The 18,532-nt window shown below is 72.4% G+C and carries 18 protein-coding genes and 1 tRNA gene; 12 read left to right on the forward strand and 7 right to left on the reverse strand.

Annotated elements, in window-relative coordinates; translation table 11 throughout:
* Positions 1-6 precede the first annotated feature (6 nt).
* From AMK31_RS16825 to AMK31_RS16845, 5 genes are all read left to right on the forward strand, one after another.
* Positions 7-1,407: a diaminopimelate decarboxylase gene (locus tag AMK31_RS16825; RefSeq protein ID WP_073941351.1), complete on the forward strand. Its 1,401-nt coding sequence runs from the start codon at positions 7-9 to the stop codon at positions 1,405-1,407.
* 171 nt (positions 1,408-1,578) lie between these two features.
* A complete protein-coding gene (locus AMK31_RS16830; RefSeq protein ID WP_073941352.1) occupies positions 1,579-1,974 on the forward strand; it encodes a hypothetical protein in 396 nt (131 codons plus the stop codon).
* The gene (locus tag AMK31_RS16835; RefSeq protein WP_073941353.1) at positions 1,971-2,948 is read left to right on the forward strand and encodes a hypothetical protein; all 978 of its coding nucleotides are present in this window, start codon (positions 1,971-1,973) and stop codon (positions 2,946-2,948) included. Before AMK31_RS16830 ends, AMK31_RS16835 begins: the two co-directional genes overlap by 4 nt.
* Before the next feature lie 43 nt (positions 2,949-2,991).
* Positions 2,992-3,498: a roadblock/LC7 domain-containing protein gene (locus AMK31_RS16840; RefSeq protein ID WP_073941354.1), complete on the forward strand. Its 507-nt coding sequence runs from the start codon at positions 2,992-2,994 to the stop codon at positions 3,496-3,498.
* Between the two features lie 14 nt (positions 3,499-3,512).
* Positions 3,513-3,887: a hypothetical protein gene (locus tag AMK31_RS16845; RefSeq protein WP_073941355.1), complete on the forward strand. Its 375-nt coding sequence runs from the start codon at positions 3,513-3,515 to the stop codon at positions 3,885-3,887.
* 31 nt (positions 3,888-3,918) lie between these two features.
* On the opposite strand, the gene AMK31_RS16850 is transcribed toward AMK31_RS16845, so the two are convergent.
* The gene (locus AMK31_RS16850; protein WP_107468637.1) at positions 3,919-4,503 is read right to left on the reverse strand and encodes a hypothetical protein; all 585 of its coding nucleotides are present in this window, start codon (positions 4,501-4,503) and stop codon (positions 3,919-3,921) included.
* Between the two features lie 95 nt (positions 4,504-4,598).
* Positions 4,599-5,441, reverse strand: coding sequence for a MurR/RpiR family transcriptional regulator (locus AMK31_RS16855; protein WP_073941357.1), 843 nt, complete (start codon positions 5,439-5,441; stop codon positions 4,599-4,601).
* Between the two features lie 134 nt (positions 5,442-5,575).
* Between AMK31_RS16855 and AMK31_RS16860 the strand changes: the two genes are divergently transcribed.
* Positions 5,576-6,013, forward strand: coding sequence for a hypothetical protein (locus tag AMK31_RS16860; protein ID WP_073941358.1), 438 nt, complete (start codon positions 5,576-5,578; stop codon positions 6,011-6,013).
* Between the two features lie 345 nt (positions 6,014-6,358).
* Here the strand turns inward: AMK31_RS16860 and AMK31_RS16865 are convergent, their stop codons facing one another.
* Positions 6,359-7,747: a cystathionine beta-synthase gene (locus AMK31_RS16865; RefSeq protein WP_073941359.1), complete on the reverse strand. Its 1,389-nt coding sequence runs from the start codon at positions 7,745-7,747 to the stop codon at positions 6,359-6,361.
* Positions 7,748-7,892: 145 nt separating this feature from the next.
* Here AMK31_RS16865 and AMK31_RS16870 point away from each other — a divergent pair, with 145 nt between their 5' ends.
* From AMK31_RS16870 to AMK31_RS16880, 3 genes are all read left to right on the forward strand, one after another.
* Entirely contained in the window at positions 7,893-8,933 is a 1,041-nt protein-coding gene (locus AMK31_RS16870) for an SGNH/GDSL hydrolase family protein (RefSeq protein WP_073941360.1), read from the forward strand.
* A gap of 149 nt (positions 8,934-9,082) precedes the next feature.
* Positions 9,083-10,303 carry an acetyl-CoA C-acetyltransferase gene (locus AMK31_RS16875; protein WP_073941361.1) on the forward strand — a complete coding sequence of 407 codons (1,221 nt, stop codon included), beginning with the start codon at positions 9,083-9,085 and terminating at the stop codon, positions 10,301-10,303.
* Between the two features lie 273 nt (positions 10,304-10,576).
* Entirely contained in the window at positions 10,577-11,341 is a 765-nt protein-coding gene (locus AMK31_RS16880) for a hypothetical protein (RefSeq protein WP_073941362.1), read from the forward strand.
* A 59-nt stretch (positions 11,342-11,400) separates the two neighbouring features.
* On the opposite strand, the gene AMK31_RS16885 is transcribed toward AMK31_RS16880, so the two are convergent.
* On the reverse strand, positions 11,401-11,712 hold the full coding sequence (locus AMK31_RS16885; protein WP_079186852.1) for a hypothetical protein: 312 nt from the start codon (positions 11,710-11,712) through the stop codon (positions 11,401-11,403).
* A gap of 103 nt (positions 11,713-11,815) precedes the next feature.
* Between AMK31_RS16885 and AMK31_RS16890 the strand changes: the two genes are divergently transcribed.
* Complete coding sequence (locus AMK31_RS16890) at positions 11,816-12,040, forward strand: DUF4287 domain-containing protein (RefSeq protein WP_073941781.1); 225 nt, start codon at positions 11,816-11,818, stop codon at positions 12,038-12,040.
* A gap of 77 nt (positions 12,041-12,117) precedes the next feature.
* Here AMK31_RS16890 and AMK31_RS16895 read toward each other — a convergent pair whose 3' ends face one another.
* Together AMK31_RS16895 and AMK31_RS16900 are read right to left on the reverse strand one after the other, a co-directional pair.
* Complete coding sequence (locus tag AMK31_RS16895) at positions 12,118-13,035, reverse strand: Bax inhibitor-1/YccA family protein (protein WP_073941363.1); 918 nt, start codon at positions 13,033-13,035, stop codon at positions 12,118-12,120.
* Between the two features lie 239 nt (positions 13,036-13,274).
* A tRNA-Leu gene (locus AMK31_RS16900) sits at positions 13,275-13,357 on the reverse strand.
* Between the two features lie 422 nt (positions 13,358-13,779).
* On the opposite strand from AMK31_RS16900, the gene AMK31_RS16905 reads away from it, so the two are divergent.
* Positions 13,780-14,550 (forward strand): ABC transporter ATP-binding protein, encoded by a 771-nt coding sequence (locus AMK31_RS16905; protein ID WP_073941364.1) that lies wholly within the window; start codon positions 13,780-13,782, stop codon positions 14,548-14,550.
* 47 nt (positions 14,551-14,597) lie between these two features.
* Positions 14,598-17,126: an ABC transporter permease gene (locus tag AMK31_RS16910; RefSeq protein ID WP_073941365.1), complete on the forward strand. Its 2,529-nt coding sequence runs from the start codon at positions 14,598-14,600 to the stop codon at positions 17,124-17,126.
* A 75-nt stretch (positions 17,127-17,201) separates the two neighbouring features.
* Here the strand turns inward: AMK31_RS16910 and AMK31_RS16915 are convergent, their stop codons facing one another.
* Entirely contained in the window at positions 17,202-18,506 is a 1,305-nt protein-coding gene (locus tag AMK31_RS16915) for an SAM-dependent methyltransferase (protein WP_073941366.1), read from the reverse strand.
* Positions 18,507-18,532 lie beyond the last annotated feature (26 nt).

An 18,532-nucleotide genomic window follows, 5' to 3' on the forward strand; every position in this document is an offset into this window, starting at 1 on the left:
GACGACATGACGGGGGACGTTGTGGTCAACGCGAGTGACGGCAGGGGCGAGCGGGACGGCGCCGAGCGGGCGGCCCGCCGCGACGAGGCGGTCCGCGCGGCCGTGGAGCAGGGGCTGCTCGGTCCCGCCACGCCCATCGTCGGGCTGCTCGACGTCACCGGCATCCGGGAGTCGGCGGCCGAGCTGCGGGCCGCCTTCGACGCGGTGACGGCGCCGGGCACGCCGGTGCTGCACGCCTTCGCGGTGAAGGCGACCCCGCTGGTGCCGGTGCTGCGGCTGCTGCGCGAGGCGGGGATCGGTGCGGAGGTGGCGAGCCCCGGCGAGCTGGCCCTGGCGCGGGCGGCCGGCCTGCCGCCGGAGCGGACGGTGCTGGACTCGCCCGCGAAGACGCCGGCGGAGCTGCGGGAGGCGCTGGCGCTGGGCATCGCCGTCAACGCGGACAACCCGCAGGAGCTGGCCCGCATCGACGCCCTGATGGCGTCCGCCCCCAGCCGCTCCCCCCTGGGCCTGCGAGTGAATCCGCAGGTGGGAGGCGGTTCCATCGAGGCTCTCTCCACGGCGACGGCCACCTCCAAGTTCGGGGTGGCGCTGCGCGACGAGGGAGCGCGGGAATGGGTCGTCCAGGCGTACGCCGACCGCCCCTGGCTCACCCGGCTGCACGCCCACACCGGCTCGCAGGGCATCCCCCTGTCGCTGATGGCCCGGGGCGTCGCCGAGACCCACGCGCTCGCCGAGGAGATCAACCGGCGGATCGGCCGCCGGCAGATCGACACGATCGACATCGGCGGCGGCCTGCCGGTGAACTTCGCGTCGGAGGCCGCGGCACCGACCTACGCGCAGTACGCCCGGCTGCTGCGCGAGGCGGCGCCGGCGCTCTTCGACGGCCGCTACGGCCTGGTCACCGAGTTCGGCCGTTCCCTGCTGGCCAAGCACGGCACGGTGGTGGCGCGGGTCGAGTACACCAAGGCGGCGGGCGGGCGCCCGGTGGCGGTCACCCACGCCGGCGTGCAGGTGGCCACCCGTACGGTCTACGCACCCACCGCCTGGCCGCTGCGCATCGCCGCCTACGACGCGAAGGGCCGCCCGAAGGAGGGCCCCGAGACGGTCCAGGACATCGCCGGTCCCGCCTGCTTCGCCGGTGACCTGCTGGCCGAGGCCCGCGCCCTGCCCCTGCTCGAACCCGGGGACTACGCGGCGGCCCTGGACACCGGCGCGTACTACTTCGCGCACCACTACGCCTACAACTCGCTGGCCCGCCCCGGCATCCACGGGTTCGTGCCCGACGGGGCCGGGGGCGTGGCCTTCGCGACCGTCCGCGAACAGCAGACGCCGGCGGAGATCGTGGCCGAGTCCGGAGGGGCGCACGCCGACGCGCTCACCACCCTGCGCCCGCCCGAGCGCCGTTGACACACCCGGGCCGAGCTGATGTTCAACTGATCTGAACATCAGGCCAGTTGACCCACATTAGTGGGTCCGACGCATGTTCCAATGGAAAATGCCAGATCCCTCACCCGTCGTCCACACAGTGCGTAGTTTCGGCGTCACTCGACCGAACGCCAGGCGGGGAGGGGAGCCACGGTGCCCGGAATCGACGAGTGCCTGCTGGAAGCTATGCGATTGCCCGGTGCCAGGGGTGCCGCACTGGTCGACTGGACCAGCGGACTGGCGCTCGGCGTCGTCGGGGAGTTCCCGGCCGGCGACGCCGAGACGGCCGCCGCCGAGGCCGCGGAACTGGCCCGGCTGGCGGCGGAGCACAAGACGTTCGCCCCGCACGACGGCGGACCGGGCGAGGCGGATCCGCCGGTCGAGGACCTGCTGATCAGCAACCGGGACTCGTACCACGTACTGCGGTTCGTGCCCACGTCGTTCGACAGCACGGTCTTCCTGCACGTGTGGCTGGGCCGCGCGGACGGCAACCTCGCCCTGGCCCGGATCCGCCTGGGCGAGCTGGCCGGACGGCTGGTCCTGGCATGACACCCGTCGGCACCACTCCGCCGCCCCCGCTGCCCGTCCGGGACAGAGCGGGTGCCAGGCCCCACACGGTGACCGGGCTGTCGCCGATGCTGTCCCGGCTCGCCGCCGAGCGCGCCACCGGCATCCTGGTCCGCGAGCGCGGCACGATCCACCTCGCCGAGGGCCGCGTCGTGCACGCCGAGAGCCCGGCCGCACCCGGTCTCGACGTCCTCCTGACGGCGCACGGCACGCTGGACGCCGCCGCCTGGCGGGAGGCCGTGGACCGGGCGGGGCCGGGGCCGGACGCCGGCCGGCTGCTGGTCGACGGCGGGCGGCTCACGGCGGGCGCGCTGGAGCTGTGCCACCTCGGCGCGCTGTACGACGCGGCGTACTTCGCGCTCGCCCCGAGCAGCACTCCGGGCCGGTTCCGCTACGGCGACCCCCGCCCGCCGGGCCCGCTGCACCCGGTGCCGGTGGCCGAGGTGGAGCGCGCGACCCTGCGCCGGCGCGAGCTGCTGCACCGCGTCTGGCCAGACCAGCGCGCCGACAGCGCCCCGCTGACCCGGCCCGGCCCCGGTGCCGTCCCGGCGCTCCCGCCCCGGCGGCGGGCGGTGCTGGACCTGGTCGACGGCGTCCGCACCGCGACGGACATCGCCCGCGAGCTGGGCCGGCCCGGCTTCCACACCCTGGTGGACATACGCCGCCTGGCAGCGGCCGGCCTGGTGGCACCCCGCCCCCAGCCCGAGCACCGACCCGAGCCCCAGCCACAGCCCCAGCCCGAGCCCCGGCTCGGGCCCGACCCGGCCCGGCCACCGGTGCCGTACCCCCACACCCCCGCCCCCACGGTCACGCCCGCGCCCCCGCCCCCCGCCGGGTACGCCCCACCGCCGCCCCCACACGGCGCCCCGCTCATCGCCGACGGCTTCCTGCCCGAGGTCACCGATCCCGACATCACCCTGCTGAAGAGGCTCAGGGATGCGCTGGAGGCCCTTTGAACGGCACCGATCGCACGCCGAGAGCGCCGAGAGGAGAGAACCGATGGCGGCCGAGCCCGACATCCTCGACGAACTGCACCGGCTGAGGGCCCGCGTGCCCCAGCTGACCGGTGCCCTCGCCGCCAGCGTGGACGGACTCGTCCTCGCGCACGACACCCCCGGCGTCGAGCCGGAGGGCCTGGCCGCGCTCACCGCCGCCTCGCTCGGCGTCGCCGTGCGGCTGGCGGACGCCACCGGCCGCGGCGGGCTGCGCGAGCTGCTCGTCCGCGGCGGCCAGGGCTACGTCGCGACCTACGCGGCGGGCCGCACCGCCGTGCTGACCCTGCTCGCGCAGGACCGCGTCAACGTCGGCCGCCTCCATCTGGAGGGCCGCCGGGCCGGGGCCCGCATCGGGGAGCTGGTGGACGCCGCGGTGGCCGCCCGCGCCGAATCCGTGGGCGAGGCCTCCGCGCCGGCACCGGCACCGACCGCCGCACTGCCCACCAGACCGACCGTCACAACCCCGCGCACACCGAGCACCACCGCCAACGTGCGCACCACCGAGAACTGAGAGGACACGCCACCATGGCCAACACCGAGACCGCCCTGAAGGAAGCACTCGCCTCCATCGAGGGAGCCACCGGCGTCGCGCTCGTCGACTACACCAGCGGCATGGCGCTGGGCACGCTGGGCGGCGGCAAGAGCTTCGACCTCAACGTCGCCGCCGCGGGCAACACGGACGTGGTGCGCGCCAAGATGCGCACCATGGAGCACCTCGGTCTGAAGAGCGAGATCGAGGACATCCTGATCACCCTGTCCGACCAGTACCACCTGATCCGGCTGCTCAAGGGCCGCGGCGGCAACGGGCTCTTCCTCTACCTGGCCCTCGACGCCAAGCGGGCCAACCTGGCGATGGCCCGCCACCAGCTGAAGAAGATCGAGGAGGACCTGGAGGTCTGATTCCCCGGACCGGCCCCGGACCCGGGGCCGGTCAGACCAGCGCCGCGGGGCGGCGGCGCGCCCCGCCCGGGGCCGCGTCGCCCGCCGCGATGCCGGTGCTGCGGTAGCCCTTGACCACCTTTCCGGCCGGGCGTCCGCCGTTCCCGGCGAGCCAGTCCACCCGCACCCACAGCAGGCCTTCCTCCGCCCGCTCCCGGCGCCCGAGCCACGCGGCCTTCAGCCACAGTCCCGCCCCGCACCCGGCGAGCAGCAGCCCGCCGGCCACCGGTACGGCGAAGTTCGCGCCCAGCGCGGCGAGGAACGCGAGCAGCAGCCACCCGCGGTGCCCGCGCCGCCAGTTGCGGACCGTCACGGCGCGGTCCTGGAGGACGTCGTACTTCCCGGCCCGGGCGGCGCCGCGGGTGAGCGCCGTGTAGCGCCTGCGGCGGGCGCCGGCCACCGCCGCCGCGGCGGCGACGAACAGCGCCGCCCCGGCGTACACCCCGATCCTGCGGCCCGTCAGACCCGGGATCAGCAGGCCGATCCCGGCCGTGCAGACGCCCAGCCACCACAGCGGTGCGGCGCCCGCCCGTACGACGACGGCCACCCGAGCCAGTCCCTGACCTCCGCGTGCCACGTTCCGCCTCCTCGTCGTCCTGGCACATTGCTGTCGGCCGGGCAGGTTAGCGGCGGAACCTGAGACGAATCTGAGAACCCGGGCCGTGCCGGGCGCTACTCCACGAAGAGGCCCCGGGCCGCCGCCCGCGTGTCGAACTCCTCCAGCCGGGCCTGGGCCTCCGGCAGGTCGTCGCACATCGCCTCCAGCAGCACCCGGCCGAGCAGCATCGGCGCGCAGGCGGTGTCGAAGGCGAGGCCGGTGCCGACGGCGGCCGGCAGCAGCAGATCGGAGACCTTGGCGACGGGCGCGAAGGCGGAGTCGGCGACGGTCACCACGGTCAGGCCCGCGTCCTTGGCGTAGCCGAGGGTGTCGACGACCTCGCGGGGATGCCGGGGCAGCGCGAAGCAGAGCAGCGCGCTCGCCCCGGCGCGTACGGCGCCGTCGATCCGGTCCTGGATCATCGTGCCGCCCTCGTTGAGCAGCCGTACGTCGGGGTGGACCTTGGCGGCGAAGTAGGCGAAGCCGTGCGCCTGGGCGGCTGCCGCGCGCAGGCCGAGGACGGGCAGGGGGCGGCTGGCGGCGAGGATCCGGCCCGCGCGCTGCACCGGCCGCGGGTCGGCCAGCGCCTCGGCGAGGTGTCTGAGGTTCTCGATCTCGGCCTCGACGGCCTGCTGGTACTCGTTGAACGCGCCGCCCTCCGCGGGCGGTTCGGCGGGCGCGACCTCGCGCAGGTGGCGGCGCAGCGCCGGGTAGCCGTCGAAGCCGAGGGCGACGGCGAAGCGGGTCACGGACGGCTGGCTGACGCCGGCCAGCTCGGCGAGTTCCACGCTGGACAGGAACGGCACGTCGGCGGCGCGGCGCACCATGCTGTGGGCGATCCGGCGCTGGGTCGGCGTGAGCCGGTGCCCCTCGAAGAGCGCCTGCAGGCGTGCGGCAGGGCTGTCGGTCGGGCTCATGCCGTGCTCCCCCTCGTCTGAAAGATCCGTTGCCCTATTCAGGTAACGAGAACTCTGCATGCTCCTATGCAGCCGGGCAACAGGGGGGCTGTCCCCAGTGCGCCCGGCACGGCCCGCTTCCTACGGTGAGAGGCATGACAGGCATCGACGACGGGCGGGACACCGACCTGAAGAGGGAACTCGACGCCACCCTGCGGGCGCGCCGGGATCTGGGCGAGGAGTACGAGTCCGCGCTGGTCGACTCCTTCCTGGAGAAGGTCGACCAGCGCATCGACGGCGCGATCGAGCGCCGGGTGCGGCGGCGGCTGGCCGAGGAGCGGCTGGCGGAGGCCCGGGACACCCGGGCGCCCGGCGACGCGGACTCCTGGGGCGAGCGCTATGGCTTCGGCATCGTCTCGCTGGTCCTGGCGATCCCGCTGTCCGCCATCGGCGGCGGCATCGGGGGTCTGCCCGGTCTGATCGCCGCGTGGGCGGGCGTCGTCGGCGTGAACGTCGTCCAGGCGGCCCGCACCAACCCGGGCCTGTTCCGCCGGGGCGGCAGGGAGGACGGCAACCCCGGCCCGGAGGACTGAGACCGCCTCGGGCGCCCGGGAAGACTTGCGCGGGGACCGCCGCACCCCCGTTGCCGGGGGGCGGGACGACGGCGGTCCCCGCGAGGGACGCGGTTCGGGTCAGGCCCGTGGCGCGTCCGGGGCGTCCATGGAGGTCCGGGAGCCGCTCCGGAGGTCCTTGACGCCGCTGGTCGCCGGCCCGGGCGGGGAGCCGCTCCCGCCCTGCCGACAACCCCACTCTCTCCGACCCGTGTTAAGCGGGTGCTGCGCGAACGTGACACCCTCGTACCACTTCCGCGCGGCCGAACCCCCCTCACGTCACCGCGAGTTCGCCGCCGACACCCGCGGTTCACCGGGCGTTGGCCGCTACTTGGCGCTCTTGGCGAGGAAGGCGAGCAGGTCCTGCCGGCTGACCACACCGGTCGGCTTGCCCTCGACCAGCACGATGGCGGCGTCCGCCGTGCCGAGCACGGACATCAGGTCGCCGACCGGCTCACCGGAGCCGACCTGCGGCAGCGGGGCCGACATGTGCTTCTCCAGCGGGTCCTCCAGCGAGGCCCGCTTGGCGAACAGCGCGTCCAGCAGTTCGCGTTCGACGATGGAGCCGACGACCTCGGCGGCCATCACGTCCGGGTGACCGGCGCCCGGCTTCACCACCGGCATCTGCGAGACGCCGTACTCGCGCAGCACCTCGATGGCCTGCCCCACCGTCTCGTCCGGGTGCATGTGGACGAGGGACGGGATGGAGCCGCCCTCCTTGTCGTTCAGCACGTCCGCGACACGGGCGCTCGGGCCGGCGTCCTCCAGGAAGCCGTAGTCGGCCATCCACTCGTCGTTGAAGATCTTGCTGAGGTAGCCGCGGCCGCTGTCCGGCAGCAGTACGACGACCACGTCGTCCTCGGTCAGCCGCTCGGCGACGCGCAGCGCGGCCACGACCGCCATGCCGCAGGAGCCGCCGACCAGCAGGCCCTCCTCCTTGGCGAGGCGGCGGGTCATCTGGAAGGAGTCCTTGTCGGAGACGGCGACGATCTCGTCGGCGATCTCACGGTCGTAGGCGGAGGGCCAGAAGTCCTCACCGACGCCCTCGACGAGGTACGGCCGCCCGGAGCCGCCGGAGTACACGGACCCCTCGGGGTCGGCGCCGACGACCCGCACCCGGCCCTCGCTGGCCTCCTTCAGGTAGCGGCCGGTGCCGGAGATGGTGCCGCCGGTGCCGACGCCCGCCACGAAGTGGGTGATCCGGCCCTCGGTCTGCTCCCACAGCTCGGGGCCGGTGGAGTGGTAGTGGGAGAGCGGGTTGTTCGGGTTGGAGTACTGGTCCGGCTTCCACGCGCCCGGCGTCTCACGGACCAGCCGGTCGGAGACGTTGTAGTAGGAGTCCGGGTGCTCGGGGGCGACCGCGGTCGGGCACACGACCACCTCGGCGCCGTAGGCGCGCAGCACGTTGATCTTGTCGGTGCTCACCTTGTCGGGGCAGACGAAGATGCACTTGTAGCCCTTCTGCTGGGCCACGATCGCCAGCCCCACGCCGGTGTTGCCGCTGGTGGGCTCCACGATCGTGCCGCCGGGCTTGAGCTCGCCGCTCTGCTCCGCCGCCTCGATCATGCGCAGGGCGATGCGGTCCTTCACGGACCCGCCCGGGTTGAAGTACTCCACCTTGGCCAGGACGGTCGCCCTGATGCCCTTGGTCACGCTGTTGAGCCGCACCAGCGGGGTGTTGCCGACGAGGCTGATCATCGAGTCGTGGAACTGCACCGTTGTCTCCGGTTGCTGCAAAAGATGTGGTCGTGGTGCCGCCAGCCTACGGCCCGGGGGCGTCGTTCACTCACTGTTGCGATTGGCGGACGGCCGGTACGGGGCAAGGAGTGGATGTACGGCTACGCGGAGGTGGCGGCGACGCATGACCAGCATGTCGAGGGCGAGGGTGGCGCGGCGCATCGCGGCCGGCGCGGCGTACGGCGGCGGCGGCATCGGCCTGGCCGGGGCGGCGGTCGTCGGGCTGCTGCTGGCGGAGGCGCAGATGGCGAGGCGCCAGGTGCTGGCCAACGGTTCCTCCCCGTACGTGCCGAGGGCGGACGGACTGTACGGCGGCGGCTACGCCACGCCCGGCGAGGAACCGGTCCGGCTGACCCTGCTGGGCGACTCCACCGCCGCCGGGCAGGGCGTCCACCGGGCCGGGCAGACCCCCGGCGCGCTGCTGGCCTCCGGCCTCGCCGCGGTCGCGGAGCGGCCGGTGCTGCTGCGCAACGTGGCCGTGCCGGGCGCCATGTCGGACGACCTCGACCGGCAGGTGGCGCTGGTCCTCTCCGGCCCGGCGCCGGCTCCCGACGTGTGCGTGATCATGGTCGGGGCGAACGACGTCACCAACCGGATGCCGCCGACCCGCTCGGTACGGCATCTGGCGGGGGCGGTCCGGCGGCTGCGCACGGCCGGCGCGGAGGTGGTCGTCGGCACCTGCCCGGACCTCGGCACCATCGAGCCGGTGCAGCAGCCGCTGCGCTGGCTGGCCCGCCGGGTCTCGCGCCAGCTGGCGGCCGCGCAGACCATCGGCGTGGTCGAGCAGGGCGGCCGTACGGTCTCGCTGGGCGATCTGCTGGGCCCCGAGTTCGCCGCGAACCCGCGCGAGCTGTTCGGCCCGGACAGCTACCACCCGTCGGCGGAGGGGTACGCGACCGCGGCGATGGCGGTGCTGCCGACGGTGTGCGCCGCGCTCGGCCTGTGGCCGGCCGAGGAGGAGCGCCCGGACGTCTCCCGCCGCGAGGGCTTCCTGCCGGTGGCCCGCGCCGCCGCGGAGGCGGCCTCCGAGGCGGGCACCGAGGTCACGGCCGCGATGCCGACCGGCCCGCGCGGCCCCTGGGCGCTGCTGAAGCGGCGGCGCAGGCGGCGGGTGCCGGAGGCGGAGCTGGACCCGCACTCCCCGGAGGCGCAGAGCCGCGCCTGAGGCCCGGCGCCAGCTGCCAAGCAAGCGCTTAGAAAGTTGCGGCCCATGTCACACCGCCGACAGCGTGACCTCGCCCATACGTACGGGTAACTTCCCAACCAGCCCTTCTCAACCAGCCCTGCCAATTCCCGTACGCCAATGGAGCCGTGATGCCCGAAGCCGTGATCGTCTCTGCCGCCCGCTCCCCCATCGGCCGCGCCTTCAAGGGCTCCCTCAAGGACCTGCGCCCGGACGACCTCACCGCCACGATCATCCAGGCCGCCCTCGCCAAGGTCCCCGAGCTGGACCCGAAGGACATCGACGACCTGATGCTCGGCTGCGGTCTGCCCGGCGGCGAGCAGGGCCACAACCTCGGCCGGATCGTCGCCGTACAGATGGGCATGGACCACCTGCCGGGCTGCACCGTCACCCGCTACTGCTCCTCCTCCCTGCAGACCTCACGGATGGCCCTGCACGCCATCAAGGCCGGCGAGGGCGACGTCTTCATCTCCGCGGGCGTGGAGACGGTGAGCCGCAGCGTCAAGGGCACCTCCGACGGCATGCCGGACACCCAGAACCCGCTCTTCGCCGACGCCGTGGCCCGCACCGCCGCCGTCGCCGAGTCCGAGGGCGCGACCTGGCACGACCCGCGCGAGGACGGCCTGCTGCCCGACCCGTACATCGCCATGGGCCAGACCGCCGAGAACCTGGCCCGCCACTGGGGCGTCAGCCGCCAGGAGATGGACGAGTTCGGCGTCCGCTCGCAGAACCTCGCCGAGGAAGCCATCAAGAACGGCTTCTGGGAGCGCGAGATCACCCCGGTCACGCTGCCCGACGGCACGGTCGTCTCCAAGGACGACGGCCCGCGCGCCGGCGTCACCGTGGAGGCCGTCTCCGGCCTGAAGCCGGTCTTCCGCCCCGACGGCCTGGTCACCGCCGGCAACTGCTGCCCGCTGAACGACGGCGCCGCGGCCCTGGTCATCATGTCGGACACCAAGGCCCGCGAGCTGGGCCTGACCCCGCTGGCCCGGATCGTCTCCACCGGCGTCTCCGGCCTCTCCCCCGAGATCATGGGCTACGGCCCGGTGGAGGCCAGCAAGCAGGCACTGCGGCGCGCCGGTCTGACGATCGACGACATCGACCTGGTCGAGATCAACGAGGCGTTCGCCGCGCAGGTGATCCCCTCCTACCGCGACCTGAACATCCCGCTGGAGAAGCTGAACGTCAACGGCGGCGCCATCGCCGTCGGCCACCCCTTCGGCATGACCGGCGCCCGCATCACCGGCACGCTCATCAACTCCCTCCAGTGGCACGACAAGCAGTTCGGCCTGGAGACCATGTGCGTCGGCGGCGGCCAGGGCATGGCGATGGTCATCGAGCGCCTGAGCTGACCCACCCCTGGGTGACCGCCGGGGCACCCAACGTCACCTGACGGCCCAGAACCCGAGAACCACCAGGGTTCTGGGCCGTTTTGTGATCCAATTTCCCTCAGGATGTGACCTATCTCCCTCGGCGCAGCAACTCCGCAGGTCAGAGGCGCACCACCGGGCTCACCAGACGCAAAGCCCTGTCCGTTTCGTGACGTTACGCACTGACAGCTGGTTAGTTCACCCATCAAGCTGATGTAGGAAGTCGGGGGCCGACCTTGAACCGGGAGTACGTCAGTGAGCGCCATGCCGATCGCCCTGCTGGTCACCACGGCCGCCACCGGCGCCGTGGGCGTCGCCGTCCTGCGCACCCTCATGCAGCTGCGCCGCCAGGTCGCGGCCCTGCACACCGAGCTGACCGAGGCCCGCGCCGCCCGCGTCCACGTCCCGGCCGCGCGGACCAACGCCGACACGGACGAGATACGCGCCGCCGTCGCCGAGGCGCTGGCCGAGGAGCGTGAGCGGGAGCTGGCCGAGGCCCGCGCCTTCTGGGCCGCCCAGGAGGCCCGCGACGCCTCCGACGCACCGTCCCTGCTCTCCCTGAACGACAGCGACCTGTTCCTGCCGCGCCAGGCCGACTTCGTGGGCCTGGAGCCGGCCACCGAGTCCGACGAGTACGCCGGGGAGTCCCCGGAGCTGGCCGCCGCCCGCCGCCGTCACCCCTCCCACCCGGACTTCGTCCCCGTCGCGTCACCCGTCGTGAACGACCACGAGCGCACGGTCGCGACCCTGGAGGAGCTGGCCGCCTCCCGCACCGAACTCACCGACGTCCGCCCGGGCCCGCTGGGCACCCTCGACGTCTATGTCTTCGCCGACGGCACCACCCTCTGCATGACCCCCGGCCACCGCGAGACCGCCGAACGCCTCGCCGCCGCCCTCACCGCCGGCGAGACCCCGGTCCTCCTGGGCGGCTCCGGCATCTCGGGCGCGTACACCCTGACGTTCGAGTGCGGCGAGGAGAACGTCTACATCCTGGCGGACAGGGTCATCGCGAGCCTGTAGCTCCGACGCGCCGCGGAGTGCGGATCAACCACAGACGCACCCGCACCCGCCGCCGACGCTCAGATCCCCGCCCGCTTCTGCGCGTCCTCGACCAACCGCACGGCATCAGCGACCTCGGCGTCACTCCGCAGCACGACCGCCAGGTCATGCGCGGCGACGATCACTTGGTCGGCCGCCGCGAACATCCCCGCGTCCGGCATCACCCGAGGCTCGACCCCCGGCGTCTCCAGTTCCTGCGCCCACCGGGCAAGCTTCCTGGCCAACTCCAAAGCCGCAGCGGCAGCGCTCCGCTGCAGGCGACTCTGCGGCGCGGCCCTCAGACGATCGGCGAAGTGATCCACCGCAAGGGTCAAAGGCGTCGTATCAACCACGCCGCGACCCTACGCCCCGTACCCGGACTGTTGCCAACGGGCGAACGCTCAGGCACGGTGACTTGAAGGACCGGCTTACATCCCCTTGCGTATGGAGGCGCCGATGTCCCAAGTCTTCTCCGAGGAGACCCACCGCAATCTGCTCGCCCGCATCCCCCATTGCACCGGTCGTGAAGTCGCCGACTGGCTGCGCACCGTCGAGGACGGTCCCGCGCTCCGCTTCGAGGAGAAGGTCAGCTGGCTGCGCCATGAGTACGACCTGGCGTACGGCCACGCCAAAGCCCTCATCCACGAGTACGACCTGAGGAGGGCGGCGCGCAGGTTGTGAGTGCGCCGCGCACAGCGAAGGGCCCCGGGACGAACCCGGGGCCCTTCGTCGTGTCACTGCCTCACGGCCTGGGCCGGTCAGTCGTCACCCGAGAAGATGGCGACCAGCCGCAGCATCTCGATGTAGATCCACACCAGGGTCATGGTCAGGCCGAACGCGGCCAGCCAGGACTCCTCGCGCGGCGCGCCGTACGCGATGCCGTCCTCGATCTGCTTGAAGTCGAGGGTCAGGAAGAACGCGCCGAGCACGATCGCGAGGATGCCGACAATCGCTCCGAGCGGGCCCATGCTGCGCAGTCCGCCGTCCTCGGCGACACCGAAGACGACCAGCAGCAGGTTGACCGCCATGACCAGGACGAACGCCAGGGCGATCGTCATGCCGATGCGGGCGTAGCGCGCGGTGACGCGGACCCACCCGGCCTTGTAGACCAGCAGCGTGGCGCCGGAGACGGCCATGGTGCCGAGGACCGCCTGGAAGGGCGCTCCGGACCACTGGCTGTTGAACATCTCGCTGATCACGCCGAGGAAGACGCCCTCGAAGGCGGCGTACGACAGGATCAGCGCGGGGGACGCCTTGCGCTTGAACGACTGGACCATCGCCAGGACGAAGGCGATCAGCGCGGCGCCGATGGCCAGGCCGTAGCTGGTCGACGACACCGGCAGCAGGGCCCAGGCGAGGACCGCGCCGACGACGACGGTGCCGAGCGTCATGGCCGAGCGCATGACGACGTCGTCCATCGTCATCCGGTTGCCGGTGGCGACCGGGGCCTGCGGGGCGCCGTGCTGGACGTCCTGGCCGTACGGGTTCTGGGCGTAAGGGTTCTGCGCGTACGGGTTGCCGCCGGCGCCGGGCTGCGCGTAGGGGTTGCCCGTGGCGTACGGGTTGCCCTGCGTGCCTACCGCTGCGCCCCCGGCCTGCGGCGCGGTGTTGAAGCCCGCGTAGCCGTTGTCGCGGCTGAACCCCCGTCGCGAGAAGACCGGGTTGCTGCTCCTCATTTCACTCCTCCATGGCCACCCTGCGTAGCCTTGGCTCAAGAGTAATAGACAGGCAAAGGAATGACCCTAGTGCTTGGGGAGGATCTTTCCCCCCACGTGCTGGGCAACACGCTACGCGGCCGGGTGATTCCCGGCACGTGAGGGACCGAACCGTGGCCCCACGGTGACGATCTCGTCACCGTGGGGCCGGTGCGGTGAAGACTTCAATGCATGCTGCACGCAGTGTGAAGGCGTCGGAGTGCCCGGAACCGGACTCGAACCGGTACGCCCGCGAGGGGCAGCGAGGTTTAAGCTCGCCGTGTCTGCATTCCACCATCCGGGCAGGCCATGGGCTCCGCATCGAGATCCCGAGCCTATCGGGGCAGGTCCCCCGAACAGCGGAACGACGGACCGATGTTGTCTTATTTTATTGACGTCTGAGGGTGCATCAGCACTCGGAACACGCCATCCGCACTTGCCAATAGCCTTACGTGCGCCGCCCCGCCGTGTACGCGGAATGACGGAATTTCACCGCCCGAAGGAGGGCACACCACCTGTTCTCGGCCCGCTCGCCCCTCGTGCGCGGCCGTCGCGCCGGTCCGTCGGCGGGCTCAGGGTCGGCCGTCATCCCCAGGTATGACACGGGCCCGCCCGGTCCGACCGAAGTCGCCCCCCGGAACCGGAACAGCGGCTGACTACACGGCGCCCCGCGACCGGAACGATGGATCACGTCCTCGATCCCCGTCCCGACAGGAGCGCCTTCCCGTGACCACGACTCCCCTCGCCGCCCGGACCACCGCGGTGGCCGCCCGCGCCACGGAGCTGTCGAAGATCTACGGACACGGCGAGACCCAGGTGGTCGCCCTGGACCGGGTCTCCGTCGAGTTCCGGCAGGCCGAGTTCACCGCGATCATGGGCCCCTCCGGTTCCGGCAAGTCCACCCTGATGCACTGCGTGGCCGGCCTGGACACCTTCTCCTCCGGTTCCGTGCGCATCGGCGACACCGAGCTGGGCTCGCTGAAGGACAAGCAGCTCACCAAGCTGCGCCGGGACAAGATCGGCTTCATCTTCCAGGCCTTCAACCTGCTGCCGACGCTGACCGCGCTGGAGAACATCACCCTCCCGATGGACATCGCGGGGCGCAAGCCGGACAAGCAGTGGGTGGACAGCGTGATCCGGATGGTCGGCCTGTCCGACCGGCTCAGCCACCGCCCCGCCCAGCTCTCCGGCGGCCAGCAGCAGCGCGTCGCGGTCGCCCGCGCCCTCGCCTCCAAGCCGGAGATCATCTTCGGCGACGAGCCGACCGGAAACCTCGACTCCCGCTCGGGTGCCGAGGTGCTGGGCTTCCTGCGCAACTCGGTGCGCGAACTGCAGCAGACCGTGGTGATGGTGACCCACGACCCGGTGGCGGCGGCGTACGCGGACCGCGTGGTGTTCCTCGCGGACGGCCGGATCGTGGACGAGGTGTACGGGCCGACTGCGGAGTCGGTGCTTGACCGCATGAAGCAATTCGACGGCAAGGGCCGCACCAGCTGACGCGCCGGCGTCGATCCCCGCCACCCACCCTGGACTGAGAAGAAACCATGTTCCGTACCGCCTTGCGCAACGTACTCGCGCACAAGGCCCGGCTCCTGATGACCGTGCTCGCCGTGATGCTCGGCGTGGCCTTCGTGTCGGGGACCCTGGTCTTCACCAACACCATCTCCGACGCCTACCAGAAGAGCTCCGCCAAGGGCTTCGACCAGATCGACGTCGCCGTACAGCCGAAGTACCAGGACGCCGAGGGCGACAAGGTCGGCAAGTCGGCCGAGCTGAACCAGGCGGTGCTCGACGAGAGCGCCTCGGTGCCGGGCGCCGCCCGCGCCATCGGCGTCGTCCGCGGCTTCGCCGCGATCGCCGACAAGGACGGCAAGCTGGTCGGCGGCGGCTTCCAGTCGCAGGGCGGCAACTACTGGGGCACCGAGGACCCGCGCTACCCGCTCGTCGAGGGCCACGCCCCCAAGGGCCGCGGCGAGATCCTCATCGACTCCGAGACCGCCGAGCGCACCGGCTACCGGGTCGGCGACACCCTGCGCCTGTCGGTGGACGGCCCGGTGCTGACTCCGAGGATCTCCGGCGTCTTCACCACCGACGACGGCAACGTCGCCGCCGGCGGCAGCCTCGCGCTCTTCGACACGCAGACCGCGCAGCGGCTGTTCGGCAAGACGGGCACCTACGACGAGATCGCCGTCACGGCGAAGGCCGGTGTCACCCAGGCCGCGCTCAAGGCGGAGCTGGACGAGGCGCTGCCGAAGGACGTCGCCGAGACCACCACCGCCAAGCGGCTCGCCGACGACCAGGCGGAGGCGATCGCCTCCTCGATGAGCGGCATGAAGCAGGGGCTGCTGGTCTTCGCCGGGATCGCGCTGTTCGTCGGCACGTTCATCATCGCCAACACCTTCACCATGCTGGTCGCCCAGCGCACCAAGGAACTGGCGCTGCTGCGCGCCGTCGGCGCCTCCCGCCGCCAGGTCACCCGGTCGGTGCTGATCGAGGCCTTCGTGGTGGGTGTGGTCGCCGCCGTGACCGGCCTCGTCGCGGGCATCGGCATCGGCGCCGGACTGCGCTCCCTGATGGGCTCGCTCGGTGAGACGGTGCCCGACGGGCCGCTGGTGATCACCCCCGGCACGGTCCTCACCGCCCTCGCGGTCGGCGTCCTGATCACCATGCTCGCCGCCTGGCTGCCCGGCCGGCGCGCCGCGAAGATCCCGCCGGTGGCGGCGATGAGCAGCGTGCACGCCCAGGCGACGGTGAAGTCGCTGGTGCTGCGCAACACGATCGGCGCGCTGTTCGCGGCCGCGGGTGTCACCGTCGTCCTCGCGGCGACCACCATGGGCGGCTCGGACGGCCAGGCCCCGATGGGCCTCGGTGCCTGCCTGCTGATCATCGGCGTGTTCGTGCTGACCCCGCTGCTGTCCCGGCCGCTGATCGCCGCCGCGGCGCCGGTGCTGCGGATCTTCGGGGTGTCGGGCAAGCTGGCCCGCCAGAACTCGGTGCGCAACCCGCGCCGTACGGCCGCCACCGCCTCCGCCCTGATGATCGGCCTGACCCTGATCACCGGCATGACGGTGATGGCGGGCAGCCTGCAGAAGTCGATCGACAAGATGGCCTCGGACGCGATCCGCGCGGACTACGTCGTCTCCATGGCCAACTACAACTCCCTCTCCCCGGACGTCGACAAGAAGCTCAAGGAGACCGAGGGCGTCACCGCCACGAGCCCGCTGCGCAACGCGCCGGCCCGGATCGACGGCGACACCGAGTACCTGACCGGTGTCACCGGCGCCACCATCGGCGACCTGACCGAGCTGCCCGTCGACGACGGCGCGTTCGAGGTCGGCGGCGACCGGGTGGTCGTGGACGACGACACCGCCAAGACGCACGGCTGGAAGGCGGGCTCGGTCTTCACCGCCTCGTTCGAGGACGGCGAGAAGGAGAAGCTGACCGTCGCCGGTGTCTACCAGGCCAACGAGATGATGCGCGGCATCATGCTCGACCTCTCCGTCCTCACCCCGCACCAGAGCGACCCGGTCGACATGCAGGTCATGGTGAAGACCGACGACGGCGCGTCCGAGGCGACGAAGGACCGCCTGGAGAAGGCCCTCGGCAGCAACCCGGCGATCAAGGTCCAGGACAAGAAGGACATCTCCAACGAGATCGCGAGCATGTTCACCCTGATGCTGAACATGCTGTACGGCCTGCTGGCCATGGCGGTGATCGTCGCCGTCCTCGGCGTCATCAACACCCTGGCGATGTCGGTCTTCGAACGGTCCCAGGAGATCGGCATGCTCCGCGCGATCGGCCTGGACCGCAAGGGCATCAAGCGGATGGTCCGCCTGGAGTCCCTGGTCATCTCCCTCTTCGGCGGCGTGCTCGGCATCGGCCTCGGCGTGTTCTTCGGCTGGGCGGCCGGTGAGCTGCTGGCGAGCAGGATGGCGACGTACGAACTGGTCCTGCCCTGGGCGCGGATGGCGGTGTTCCTGCTGCTGGCGGCCACCGTGGGCGTCCTGGCCGCCCTGTGGCCGGCCCGGCGCGCGGCACGCCTGAACATGCTGGCGGCGATCAAGTCGGAGTAGCGGCGGCAGCCGTCACCACGACACTCAGGGCCCCGCTCCGGAAGGGAGCGGGGCCCTGAAGCGACTCCTCCTCGCTCAGGCGACGTTCCAGGTGCGCGCCCGCAGCGGCATCCCGGAAGCCCCCGGCTCCGGGGTGCGCACGGCGAGCACCTGGTTGACGCCGATGCGGTTGCGCTCGAACGACAGCGCCGAGGCGGCCATGTACAGCCGCCAGACCCGGGCCCGGCCGGGGCTCGTCAGCCGCACGGCCCGCTCCCAGCCCTCCTCCAGACGTCTGACCCAGCTGCGCAGGGTGAGGGCGTAGTGCTCGCGGATCGACTCCACGTCCCGCACCTCGAACCCGGCGCGCTCCAGCTGGGTCACGGTGGTGCCGACGGGCGCCAGCTCCCCGTCGGGGAAGACGTAGGCGTCGATGAACTCGTCGACGTTGTACGCCGACTCGTCGCGCTGCGGCCGCCGCGCGATCTGGTGGTTGAGCAGCCGCCCGCCCGGCTTGAGCAGGGCGTACAGATGCTCGGCGTACTCCAGGTACCGCTCGGCCCCGACGTGCTCGGCCATCCCGATCGACGAGATCGCGTCGTACGGCCCGTCGGCGACGTCCCGGTAGTCCTGCACCCTGATCTCCACCCGGTCGGTCAGCCCCTCGTCGGCGACGCGCTTGCGGGCGTAGATGGCCTGCTCCTGCGAGAGCGTGATGCCGACGACGCTCACCCCGTGCTCGCGGGCGGCGTGGATGGCCATGGAACCCCAGCCGCAGCCGACGTCGAGCAGCCGCTGACCGGGCTTCAGGGCCAGCTTGCGGGCGACCAGTTCGAGCTTGTCCCGCTGGGCGTCCTCCAGCGTGCCGCCCTCCGCCTCGGGGGCCTCCCAGTAGGCGCACGAGTACACCATGGACGGCCCGAGAACGAGCTCGTAGAAGTCGTTGCCCACGTCGTAGTGATGGCTGATGGCCCGCTTGTCGCTGCGCCGGGTGTGCAGGTGGCCCCGCCGCCGGACCTCCTCGCGGGGCGGGGCGGGCGGCAGCGCGGGCCCCGCCATCCGCAGCAGCCCGCGCACGGCGGCCCGCACCTCGGGGTCCCGCAGCGCCTGCGCGACCGTCCGGGCGTCCTCCCCCCGCTCCCAGAGGAACCCCGCCATCAGACCGAGCGCGGTGTAGAGGTCCCCCTCGACCTCCAGGTCCCCCGCGACCCAGGCCCGGGCCAGCCCCAGCTCCCCCGGCTTCCACAACAGCCTGCGCAGCGCCCGCCGGTTGCGCACCACCAGCGCCGGAGCGCCCGGCGGCCCTGCCTGCGATCCGTCCCAGGCGCGGATACGCACAGGCAGCGGCGTCCCCAACATCTGCTCGACGAGCCCCTTCAGCCGCGGCGCGGCGTCCGACATGGTGCACACCTCCGTGACAGCGATCC

The sequence above is a fragment of the Streptomyces sp. TSRI0107 genome, assembly GCF_001905845.1.
In the GTDB taxonomy this organism is placed as follows: Bacteria; Actinomycetota; Actinomycetes; order Streptomycetales; family Streptomycetaceae; genus Streptomyces.